Origin of the sequence: Flagellimonas algarum (assembly GCF_040513375.1) — a bacterium.
GTDB classification, from domain to species: Bacteria; Bacteroidota; Bacteroidia; order Flavobacteriales; family Flavobacteriaceae; genus Flagellimonas_B; species Flagellimonas_B algarum.
The window spans coordinates 1,206,101-1,218,331 of the sequence record NZ_JBEVTG010000002.1 but is presented as its reverse complement, the minus strand read 5'-3'; the positions used below and the strand labels follow the sequence as shown (position 1 = coordinate 1,218,331).

At 36.3% G+C, this 12,231-nt stretch carries 9 protein-coding genes and 1 pseudogene; 9 read left to right on the top strand and 1 reads right to left on the bottom strand.

The features are described from left to right. Positions 1-75 precede the first annotated feature (75 nt). The 4 genes and pseudogenes from ABV409_RS12840 to ABV409_RS12825 form a co-directional block, all read left to right on the top strand. Positions 76-567: pseudogene (locus ABV409_RS12840) on the top strand (hypothetical protein); the annotation flags it as partial. Between the two features lie 192 nt (positions 568-759). Continuing rightward, positions 760-1,524, top strand: a complete 765-nt coding sequence (locus ABV409_RS12835) for a sensor histidine kinase (RefSeq protein ID WP_353878177.1) — start codon at positions 760-762, stop codon at positions 1,522-1,524. Continuing rightward, complete coding sequence (locus tag ABV409_RS12830; protein ID WP_353877991.1) at positions 1,521-2,135, top strand: response regulator; 615 nt, start codon at positions 1,521-1,523, stop codon at positions 2,133-2,135. The genes ABV409_RS12835 and ABV409_RS12830 overlap by 4 nt, the downstream gene beginning before the upstream one ends. Before the next feature lie 17 nt (positions 2,136-2,152). After that, on the top strand, positions 2,153-2,836 hold the full coding sequence (locus ABV409_RS12825) for a DUF7103 family protein (RefSeq protein ID WP_353877990.1): 684 nt from the start codon (positions 2,153-2,155) through the stop codon (positions 2,834-2,836). Between the two features lie 9 nt (positions 2,837-2,845). On the opposite strand, the gene ABV409_RS12820 is transcribed toward ABV409_RS12825, so the two are convergent. Beyond that, positions 2,846-3,130, bottom strand: coding sequence for a DUF2188 domain-containing protein (locus ABV409_RS12820; protein ID WP_353877989.1), 285 nt, complete (start codon positions 3,128-3,130; stop codon positions 2,846-2,848). 407 nt (positions 3,131-3,537) lie between these two features. On the opposite strand from ABV409_RS12820, the gene ABV409_RS12815 reads away from it, so the two are divergent. The 5 genes from ABV409_RS12815 (at position 3,538) to ABV409_RS12795 (ending at position 12,230) form a co-directional block, all read left to right on the top strand. Further along, positions 3,538-4,551: a hypothetical protein gene (locus ABV409_RS12815; RefSeq protein ID WP_353877988.1), complete on the top strand. Its 1,014-nt coding sequence runs from the start codon at positions 3,538-3,540 to the stop codon at positions 4,549-4,551. Between the two features lie 90 nt (positions 4,552-4,641). Beyond that, complete coding sequence (locus ABV409_RS12810; protein WP_353877987.1) at positions 4,642-7,530, top strand: hypothetical protein; 2,889 nt, start codon at positions 4,642-4,644, stop codon at positions 7,528-7,530. Continuing rightward, a complete protein-coding gene (locus ABV409_RS12805; protein WP_353877986.1) occupies positions 7,530-8,888 on the top strand; it encodes a trypsin-like serine peptidase in 1,359 nt (452 codons plus the stop codon). The genes ABV409_RS12810 and ABV409_RS12805 overlap by 1 nt, the downstream gene beginning before the upstream one ends. A gap of 25 nt (positions 8,889-8,913) precedes the next feature. Continuing rightward, the gene (locus ABV409_RS12800; protein WP_353877985.1) at positions 8,914-9,591 is read left to right on the top strand and encodes a hypothetical protein; all 678 of its coding nucleotides are present in this window, start codon (positions 8,914-8,916) and stop codon (positions 9,589-9,591) included. Positions 9,592-9,812: 221 nt separating this feature from the next. Further along, the gene (locus ABV409_RS12795) at positions 9,813-12,230 is read left to right on the top strand and encodes a hypothetical protein (protein WP_353877984.1); all 2,418 of its coding nucleotides are present in this window, start codon (positions 9,813-9,815) and stop codon (positions 12,228-12,230) included. Position 12,231: the final 1 nt, after the last annotated feature.

Sequence of the window (12,231 nt, the reverse complement as noted above, 5' to 3'; positions counted from 1 at the left end):
CAAAATTTTTCTGAGGCGATTACTTTGGCAGATGGCAAAAGAAAGATAGATGCCTTGAAATTTTCCTTGGTGAGTATGCTGAATTTGCTAAGAAAACAAAGCTTTTTTGGTGAAGAAAAGTTTTTGTTCTATTTGAACCGTTTTAGGGATATTGCGTCTGATGAAGATGACAAACGGATATGGTTGTTGTATGATATTGGTCTGAAATCCAATGAGGATGATGAGATGCAAAGTCAATTTCAAGGGTTTGAGAAGGTTTTACAATTGGATTCGCTATTTATGGATGTACCCGATGTTAGGCCGATCAAATCAAATTACTTATTTGAGACTGCCATTCAATTTAAGTTGGCAAAAAATTATGTGCAGGCCATGAAAAGATTGCATAAGGCATTTTATTATTCTAAGGATCAACCAACCAATAGGTATGTCATGGAAGCAGCTACATGGCATTTGTCAACCCTACACCTTTTACTGGGGAATAGGGATTCTGCTTTTGCGAAATGGCGTGAATCAAAACAATTGTCCAATAAATTGAGCAATCAATGGTACAATCAAAGACTGGCAGCATGGTTATATAATGACTCCAAAAAATATGATTCCGCCTACTATTACTTAAATCAATCCGTGAATACTGAATTTTTGATCGATGGCCGAGATGAACGTATTCAGTCAACTTTGTTGTCTATTGAAAACCAAACAGAAAAATTAAAGCAGGATAACCTAGAAAGCGAGAATCAAAGAAAAGCCAATCGCAATTGGTTGATTGCCGCAACCCTTGCCTTACTGCTGGGTTCAGGAATTGCCGTCCTCCTTCAAAAAAACAGCACCAAAAAGCGCCAATTGGCCGAGCAAGAGGCCCTACTCAAACAGCAACGGGTCGACAACCTCTTAAAGGAGCAGGAATTGATCAGCATCGACGCCATGATCGCCGGTCAAGAAAAAGAACGACAACGGGTGGCCGGTGAGTTGCATGATGATCTGGGCAGCCTCATGGCGACCATTAAATTGCATTTCGATAATGCCCAGGTCGATAAAAAAGATCCGGCCATGAAAAACGCCCAAAACCTCTTGGAAAAGGCCTATCAAAAAGTGCGCGGTATCGCCCATAGCAAGAATTCAGGGGTGATGAGCGATCAAGGGTTGCTGCCGGCCATCAAGAAAATGGCAAAGACCATTTCCGAAACCGACGCCCTAGAGGTCACGGTCGAAGATTTCGGTTTGGGGGAACGCATGGAGAATTCCTTGGAGCTCTCCATTTTTAGGATGATACAGGAGTTGGTGGCCAATGCCATCAAACATGCCGATGCCAGTAGCTTGAGCATCCAATTGACCCAGCACCAAGATAACCTGAACATCATTGTCGAAGACGATGGGAAAGGATTCGATCGATCACAAATGGGTAAGGCGTCATCCGGTATCGGGCTGGCCAACATCGAAAAACGCGTTGAACATTTGGAAGGCAATTTTACCATCGACAGCATAGCGGGTAAAGGCACTTCCATCTTAATCGATATCCCCGTATGATAACAATCGCCATAGCCGAAGACCACCAAGCCTTAATCGATGGGATGCTATCTTACGTGCGGTATGAAGACGATATTCAGGTATTGGGCCACGCCAATGATGGGGAAGCACTTTTGAAACTGGTGCGTTTGAAACAACCCAAAGTGGTGCTTTGCGACATCCGAATGCCTAAAATGGATGGTATCGAGGCGACCCGAGCCATATTAAAGGAGTTTCCCCATACCAAGGTCGTGGCCTTTACGATGTTCGACCAGACCGAGGCCGTACAGCAAATGCTCAAGGCAGGTGCCCAGGGGTATATTTTAAAGAACAGCAGCCTTGACATCGTGCTCGAGGCGATACGCACCGTGGCCAGGGGCAAAACGTATTACGACAAAAAAATCGTGTTGGAGCGATCCGATAAGAACAGTTCGAAAAGTGTGCTGTCGAAACGTGAACGTGAAATCTTGCAACACATCGCCAAGGGCCTTACCTCACATCAGATCGCCGATACCTTGTTTATCGGCAAGAGCACCGTTGACACCCATCGCAAGAACATGATCCGCAAATTGGGTTTGAGTGGTCCGGGGGAATTGTTGCGCTATGCGGTAGAGAAGAAATATGAGTTTTAACCATCAAATACGACCTGATGAATTTACAGCAGATTGAAAACCAAAGTTCGGCCTTTTTCGAAAAGGTGAACCACCTGGCGAAATTGGAACGATTGATCGCCATCTTGTTGATTTTCACCCCGTTGATCCTATTTCTTGGGGATATGGAACACCAAACGGAATTTCGTGATAGCATCAGCAATTATTTCTTCATGCAGGACAGCTACTGGTTCGGTAGCTTGCTTACCTTGGCCGCGGCCCTTTTCATTTACAACGGGGTCCAGCATATCAGTTATCAAAAGGATGTCGAATTGGCTTCGGTGGAAAATCGTTTCGGACGCGGGTATAACGTCATTTTCGGACTCGCGCTGTTTGGGGTTCTATTCTTTAACCACATCGATTACGTCTGGTTGCATTATTTCTTTGCCATTGCATTCTTTGGGGGCTGTGCCCTGGCCATGTTATTGACCAAGAAAACCGGATTAAAGCGGATCGGCGATGTATTGGGGTTATTGACCCTCGTGGTCTTGGGCGTCCATTTCCTATTGGAGTACTTCCTCATGAAAGGGGCCAATCCGTTTACCCTGTTGTGGGCCGAATGGGTCGGTCTGATCTTTATCGCGATTTACTTCGTGCTGGAGTCTTTCGAGCGGAATATCCGGGAAGTTCGGTATCAAGAACAAAAGCGCGCCGATAGGGGTGGGGGTGCCTCCCAGCCGTAAACCCAAGCGCTACTCCCCATAAGAGATACGCTCACGTATGCCACCACTGGCTCGATGGATGATCACATCGGACTTATACCGTTTGGCCAAGGTCTTCGCTTTGCGAATAGCGGTACTTTGCTTGCGGTGCTTGCTGGTGACCCGCTTGTTGCCTTCACGTCGAACCGCCCAACCGTCGTCATAAGGAACAACGTGTTGGTGCCACGTACGGCCTTTTTTACTGCGATTGGTGCTATCCAGAAAGACTTCTATAAGTTCGATAAGGGTGCGTAACCAAGACTTGCCTGTTGCCATGGAATGGGATTGATCGGTGGAAAGATACTAGGTTTCTTGGACTTCCCCGATAGCGGGGTTCAACTTGTCAGAAAAGCAAAAAAAAGCCACCCAAATTGGATGGCTTTCTGGGTATCGTGGAGCCGGAGGGATTAGAACCTATACTTTCAAATCCTAATTAATAAAGGATTTTAGCTTATTAAGAATTTATGCTCACCGAATAGGTGACTTTTCAGAAAAATTAATCAAAACTATAGGAAATCCGTAGTTTTTTTAAGGTTTTTGTGTAATTGTTTTTTTGTTTTTTTTGATAGCTTTCATCACTTATTCCCCTCCCCATATTATCAGGCTTATTAATACAAAAGGATTTATCCATTTATCGTCTAACTACGATTGCCTTGTGATTATTATAACCAAAACCAAGCTTAATGAAAAGAATCATATTTATTCCGTGCTTTTTGTTTTTGTTTTCTATCTCTAACCCTTTATTAGCGCAATTCCATGTAATGTTGGAGGTGCCGGAATTGAGGACTCCTGAGAAATTATTAGATAAAAACATTAAGGAAATTATAATAGTTGAGCAAGGCGATGAAAAATTTGAGACCATTAATTCTTCACAGGACGTTGCCAAAATTATTCAAATGCTTAGGGCCAACGAAAAAAATCTTACTTCTGAAGGTCAATTACTCTCAAAGTCCCTTGAATTTCATGAAAAATTTGATTTAGAATACGAGTTCTTACCTGCTATTCTGAATGAACCAGAAATCATTACTCAAGTTCAGAAATATAACGAAGAATTTAAGGTGACCAATGAAATTGTGCAATACTATATTTCAGAACATGCTATTAACGAATCTGCCTACGTGGACTTTCAAAACATGTTTTATGAATATCCATTTGAAGAGAATGTTTCTAGATATGAGTATGGAGGTATAAAATTACATATACCAAACCCCTTGATTTTATCGGATAATACAAGGATAGATCTCGAATTTAAGCGAACGACTTGTGATAATAGAAGAGCGAATCAACCTGTTGCCGATATATTAATTGAAACTTTAAGGGATTGTTTAAAACAAGCAAATGACAACCTTACAAGACTTGGCTTTGAAAGAATAAACAATATTACCATAACAAGCACAACTAATGGCCATTGTTCGCCAAAGCAAAGAAAGAGTAACCATCACAGTGGTACGGCTATTGATATATCAGCTATTAATGGCATAAGCATTAATTACACAGCAAAAAAGAACACTCGTCGGTATATTTTTGAACTTCAAAATGCTTTTAACCTTCACAAATATATTCGTGAATGTTATGGACCTTCATTTAATGACAAAACTGATTTTAAGACAAAGATTACTACTTCTATGGTCGATTCCTATTCGAGAATAATTAGACCTCATTACAACCACTTACACATTTCTGTAAGAAACGAATAGCTAAGAATAAACCTTTTGAGTTCCAGCAATTCAGGATTCTTTATGATAAAAATGGCCATTATTTCTGTAACCAATTTTAAACCAAACATTATGTTAACCAATAACTACAGAGCGTTTGCAATCATAATAATAAGCTGCTTTTCATTAAACTTGATTTGGGCGCAAAAGTCGGCTCCTGTTGCTGGTGACGCCGCTACTTTAATTGATTTGCTAAAAAAGGATTACACTACTTTAGATCCAGAAAATAGAGAACAAGATCTTAATAGAGATCGCGCAATTGTTATTTCTATTTTTAAGTCTTATTTGTCCAATACTTCAGTTATAGGTTCTTTGGCGGACCAAACAACTTTGTTAGATTCCATAATATCCGCTCAAACAGAGATTAAAACATTAGAAAATGAACTTAACAGTTTATTGCTAATAAACTCTAAAACATCTTCTTCCTCTTCAACTATTAAGAATAATAACAATAGAATAAACGATATATACCTTCAAATATCTAAACTTAAAAAGATTATCAGTCACAATAGTTATCTAATACATACTTCTGAATTAAATATTGTTGAAAACCAATATAAGGACAATGATTATTTAAAATATGTTCTTAAAGCTTTTAAGGACAAATATGAAAAACTTAACAAGGACCAAACTGACTTACTTGCGGAAATAAACTATCAATCTAGTATACAAAAATCTATTCCATTTTTCGGCGGTGATTTGGCTTTTGAAACCTTAATTGACGGACTAAGTAAGTTTCTTGCCAAACGAATTAAGGAAGAGTTGACCAATTATGTTATGGAAAATTTAAAGGAGCAACTCGAGAACCCCAAAGAAACAAGTTTATTAAATGAGCTTTTGGTACTCATGCCAAAAACGACGGATTATGTAAAACAGTTTAATGCAGATGAGATTTTAAACTTCACTAATGAATTTAAGCAGTACATAGAAAAAGATTTTAACAATTTGCTTGTTAATGCGGCTAACTTAAAATCAACACCACGTTTTAAAACATTAATAGATAATAATCCAGATTTAAACTTTGCATTTGAAGCACTTGAACTTATTCCAAGACTTTCAAAGGTAAAACGTCCGATAGACTATTTCGATATGCTAGAAAACAGTAAAACCTTAGCAACGTGGGATGATGAAAGTGCTAACGAACCAAGAAAATTTAACATAGTAAATTTTGTCAAACTGGCAACTATGTTAGCACATAGTATGATGGTTTTGGACAATAATGAATTAAGGTTCGCTTCCACTGACTTCATGTCTAATTATGGTTCCGAACCGGAGTTTATGCTTTTGTATCTGGGGTTTTTAAGTCAACAAAATTTGAAATATTATAACATAAAATTTCAAAACCAATCTAATACTGTAAAATCTATAGATTTTAAAGAGTTCATGACAAATGGTGTTACTCCAGATCAATTAATAAATGGAAATGCAGCAATTAAATCCATTCAAAGTTCGATAACCGCAATTACGAATAATGCTGAAAAACTATATCAGGAAGCTTTAGAAATAAAAAAAGCGAGCAAAGAAGATGGCAAGAAAGTCGATGCAGAAGTAGCTCATAATTTTGTATCTAGTTTTATTGCTCTTTTAGAAGAGGTGTTAAATTCTTCAGATAATTTTATAAGAATAGGTAAAAACAATGAATTAATAGATAGCTCATTAAGTCTTGATTTAAAAGATAAATTATTTCCTTTTATAAGTGTTGCAACAAGTGCTAACAATATTGTTTTAGATCTACATAAAAAAAGATATAGTAGTGCTTTGATTACCGCCATAGAAATACCCGCTAACTTTACAAACAAAGAGTTATCGGTAACAAAAATCTTAAGTTTAGAAAACACACTTAGTAACAGCCATGATATTAAACTTTTAAGGGAATTGTTAAACTTTAAAAAATCACCAAGTGAGAATGAAAGTTTAAAAAATTTACTTAGCAGTATTCATATATCATTATTAAGACAAGTTCAGAATCCAAATTTTATTTCAAAACGCGAGCTGAATAATATAATATCTGCAGTCGCAAGTATTAAAGCGTATGTAGAGGGCTCAAATCCAACTAAAAAACTTTTTAATGTCAAAATAAAAGCACTAACTAATGCTATTCAAAACTCTAATGCTTCTATCTTGGAATTGGCTGTGCCTAAAGAAAATTATAGGAACAAGATAGAGAGTATCATTAATAAAAAACCTGCCTTTTTAGGTTATAAAGCAACTATTTTGAAATACTATGATTCCTTTCATGAAGCAACCGTTAACAAAGTGCTTCTTGGAAAAGATGATAAGTATTTAGAGGTCAAGAATGACTTGGAAAGAAATTTAAGATCTTATTTACCTGAGTTGTTGGAAAATGTTTTCGTAATCAAAGATAGAAATGCTCTAAAAATTATTCACTTTGTTAATGACTTAGCTCTTTCAGAAAATGGCGAAGATGTTGAAAAAGCTTTAGATGCTTTCGCTTTACCAACAGGAAGTTATTCTGTCAAAAGAAAAGCGCGACAAAATGTTTCTGTTAATTCATACCCAGGCATATTAGGTGGTGTTGATTTTAGCAAGTTTAATAATGAAAAAGGCAGTTTTGGCCTTGGCTTTACAGCTCCTGTAGGCATATCTATTAATATTGCCTCGTGGGATGCATGGATACAAGGTTTACATTTATTTGTTCCAATTATAGATATTGCTGCTCCTGTTAGACTAAGGTTAGATGGAGAGAACGATACAAAGGCCCTACCTGAACTCAGTTTTAGAAATATTTTTACACCTGGGGTTTATCTAAGTTTTCCAATAAGAAAATCTCCGTTCGCATTTAATTTAGGAGCCCAATATGGTCCTCAATTGAGCTTTGAAGACAATGATAGTGATGGTAGTCCAATTGCCAATTTAAGTGAGGATTCATTTAGTATAAATCTTGGTTTCGTTATTGACATTCCATTATTCACTATCTACAATAAACCTAGAAAGAACTGATGTATTTCTTAAAAAAGAACATATGTTGCTTACTAACTTTTGGTATTTGTTTTTTACATGCCCAGGAAGGGAATGTTTTAAAAGATTCTATAAGTATTGAATTGCCATCAAACACATTGGATAAAGCAAAAGAGTTAATTGAAAAACAGTACAATGTCCAAGCCATAAAACGGAATATCTACGGGGAAATAGAATTGAACCAAAAGAATTATGATGCTGCCATAAATAAATTTATTCTAGAACAAGAGTTATTAAAAAAAGAAGATCAGGTTCAGGAATATAAGGAAGAGGATAAGTTTAGAATTCTTTTGGAAGAACGTATGATTTTTGATTTGAAAGAACAAAAGTCATTTTCTTCCCAAGACTTTAAAATCATTCAAGAAAAAAATCAATTTCAGGCGCAAGAAGTTTTTGTTGATGAACAAGAAGAACAGAAAACAGAGTCTAAAAGACCTACAATAGTTTTTAAGCCCAAAATTTTTGCAGACGAATTAGAAAAGGACAATCAGATAGATTCGTTATTCTTTGATGAATTTGAAGAGACTATTAATGTTGAGAGAAGGTTTAGAGGTCCTTCACAGTTTGATAGCAGATTGGAAATTGCAGACTTAAATCCAGAAAGGAATTTAGAGCTATTGATGTTAATTACTAGTAATTCGGTAGGAATGATTGTTGAAAAAGAAAAGCTTAATAAAATTTCCAGTGATTTTTATCAGATAGATATAGGCAATACATTACAATCACAGCTCAACCTTTGTGATAATGTGTCGTTTGGTACTCAGCCAAAAGTAGGGATAGGGTCTGCATTTGTCATAAATGATGATACTATGTTAACTGCAGCTCATGTCTTTCAGAGACCGATAGAAGAATACGTAGTTGTTTTTGGTTTTGAAATAAGTACAAAAGGGGGGGCAGTAAATCGAACCATTCATAAGTCGAATATTTTTTATCCTTCTCAGGACTATAAAAGAGTGAATGATTTAGATATAGTATTATTTAGAGTCTCCAAAATTATTAATAAACCCCGTCTGAGTTTAGGAGATTCAAGATCTCTGAAAGTCGGACATAAGATATATATGATAGGACACCCTTCGGGTTTGCCAAAAAAAATTGCTCTCAATGCCAGCATTTTGGATAATACACACCCGCAATACTTCTATACCAGTTTAGATGGTTTTCAAGGTAATTCCGGTTCACCCGTTTTGAATTTTAATACGAATCAAGTAATTGGAATATTGGTGTCCGGCGAAACAGATTATGTTTTTAATGGGAGTTGTTATACGGACAATATTTGTAGAGAACCTTATTGCAAAGGAGAAAAAGTAATACGAATAGAAAATATTTTAAAAGGCTTTTAGAGATTAAGTTCTTCAAAAAAAGAATATGAAAACAAAGCTCAAAATCTACATAGCACTTTTTTTTCTTTCTGTTAGCGGTTTGTCAGCTCAATATTTTGGCCCTAAAGTTTCCATTGATTCTTTGGTCAATTTCTCAAGACAGGATTCGCTACGTTTAAATGAGGAAATTGAGTTATTGGAAAACTTGGTACTGCAAAATCCAAATTTTTGGAATGATCTCAGACAGTGTGATTTCAAGTGCTCCAATCAATTGGTAATCAGAAAAAGGAGTGTCAACAAAAAGGGAACTTATCCTAAAAAAAATAAAAAACAAAGGTTTGTTAAGGACTATACCAACGATGAAATTTTTGATATGCTTTTTTTGGGTAATGATTTAATTGGTAATGCAAATGATAGTATTCTAAACCTAAACCTTAAACTGTATGAACGTGATACCAAATCAGATACTAAAGGAAGAACAAACGGATTCTATCAAATAATTAAATCTTACAGAAACAAAACCATTAACCAGGAAAAGGGGACTTATGCCGCTCATCTTTTACATGAGTACCTGCATTTGTTAGGTTTTGTTCATATTAGTCAAAGTGCTAAGAGGAATAAAAGAAAATGTAGAGGTTACGATGTCCCATATTCGATTGGGAAACTAGCTCAAAAGTATTTAAATCTTGAGGTTATTGGTGAAGAAGATTTGTGTGTTGATTAAAGACTTTTAGATGTTAATGATTCCTACTGACAGAAATAAATTGTAATACCGGATAACTAATTATTATGCTTCATTATAATCCTTCATATACAACATATCAAACGAACAATATGTAAAAGATGGACTTAAATCAAGATATTCTGCGGGTGCGCATTTGATTGATTTAGGTTTAAAAACAGTTGTAATTATCCATCATTAAATCTTAGAAACTATAAACTTTTATGGGAAAAGTTGAAGTTATAAAACTGTTCAACGAGTATATCGGTATAGCAGATGTTCAGAGTTGTATAGGACAAATAGAATCTTGTTTACGTCAAAATCAAGAAATTAAAGAAGAGAAGGAGAAGATAAAATCTTTTACAATTCTTGTAGAAAAAAAAATTCGCGAGTTCGATCCTCTCCTAATAGGCTATTTGACATTGTTTCTACAACGTGAAAAAGACATCCACATTACCATTAATTTTTCTAAAAATCCTAATTATAGAATCAAGGACGAAAATAGCTTCATATTCCAAATGCGACAATATCGGGTATATGCCTATATCAGCACGGGAGTCTATCCAGAACTGCAGTTTGCTGGTCAACCCGTTGGCTTGATATGGGGAGGGAAGTTCGTTAATAACACTTACGTTGCCTCTAGGAGCATTTTCCCACTTCTCTTTATATATAGCACAAGAGACAACGGGAGGGTTCTTGATTTTGAACTGCTCTTTACAAAAAGCTTGGAAGCACTTATTGATGGCCCTGACAATTTCAAAAAATTGGGAATAAAAAAGTTGAACGAATTGCCCACAGATGTCCCCTGGTATCGAAGTAACGAGAAAATGATGAAAGCGTACAATCGTAGCATTATTTCAAAAGTCAATCCTACGGACAGAAAAGCTTCAATGATTGGCTTAGCCAGGATGTATTTTAATTATGCCTTGGAAGAAGCAAAGATTGCACACCTTTACTTTAAGCGGGATTGGAATGACAAAAATTATAAAGCTAATTTGAAAGGCCTGCAAGCCGGGAACATAAAAAAATCAGAGGAGATAAAGGACTATTATGATAATATAAAAGGAGTTTTCGACGAGTTAGCCAAAAGTTCTATTCTACATCAGATTATTTATAGTACAGTTCTAAGCACTGTAATGTTGAAATCAAAAGGAGGCCGGGATGCGCTTACCAAAGACACAAAAAAAGACTATATAGATAAAATTATCGGTTTGTGGAAGTATACCACGGATGTTTGTGTTTGTTTAAAGGAGATGGCAAAAAACATTTCGGAGCATAGTACGAATGCCTCTGGAAATACGGCAAGACCCGGTGCACTGTCCATTAGGAGGTATAGTAAAGACGATTGGAAGCAACTTAGAAGCGCTGATAAGTTTTATGAGAATTACACATTAACATTCGGATCTGAGGTCAAGGGCATTCTGGAGGTCAACGCCTTCGATTTAGGTGAAATAGGAGTAATGAAGAAACTCATCACTGATACCCAGAGACTATATAAAAAGTACGAATCCAACTCTGTATTGAGAGCGCCTTTGCAGAAAGATCGAAATAGACTCGAACGAGGCGAAGTAAATTTGAAAGACTTGATAGATATGCGTTCTAACCATCTCAATTTTCAAGTCAAAAGGTCGATGGCCCATCTTGGTTTGTTGATTTTGTCAAAATTGGTTGAAGAAAATCAGGGTATGCTCTCTGTTGCTTCCTACGATCATAATGACTCAAAAGATAGAAGGACGGCCAGTACTGCCGCTACTGCGGACGATGTAGAATTTCCGATCAAAAAAGGAACTATTTTCAATATAAGCTTACCCATTAAGACAGGAGAAACTTTAAAGTCGGACTTACCAACAAGATTGAAAGTACCATCTGAAACCACGGCAATGGAAATTAAAGGGATTGAAGCTTTATTTAAATATAAAATAATTCAACCTGAAGAATTTGTAAAAGACTACAAAGCAGACCCCGATAAGATTTATGTTATTCGAATTTCCACAAAATTTCGCCAAGCCATTAGTGGGAGAGAGGATGAAGAGCTTTGGTTTAAAGAGATTCAAAACCAAATTGATTTATTGCCGGCACTAAAAATTTCAGGAAAATTTGTATTTCTCCTAAATTTTGAGGAATCAAAAGATTTGGATGAAAGCCATTTGTTTCGACTTTTGGGTAAAATGAGTCTTATCTATTCATCAGTTCCTCTAATAGTCTGCGGGCTTACAAATCAATTGTTTAGAAAGTTAATTAGGGTTAATGAGGTGTTTAACTCGGAAAAACCAAACAGCATATCATTTTGGAATGAAAATATGGCTACCCTGGTTTACAGTAGTACAAAAATAAATGAGGATACTTTTTACTTAATTGATGTGCTATGGGGAAAGGAAGAAAAAGACTTTATAGCCATCAATAAGATGGCCGATCAAGTATCTTTTAATTCTCTATTTCTTGGAAGTAACCCCGATTGGATACAAAGTAAAGATAAAGAATTACAGGAAAAGAGTTTAGAACGCCTAAATCCTGATAACCCACTTTTGTTTTACAACAAGAACCTACCACTTCCTTTTGACCTTATCCTTAAAGATGATGACGGGCGCACCTATTTTGAAAAAAACGCAACTGTGCTCCTTCAAAACCGCTTAAAAGCTTAGT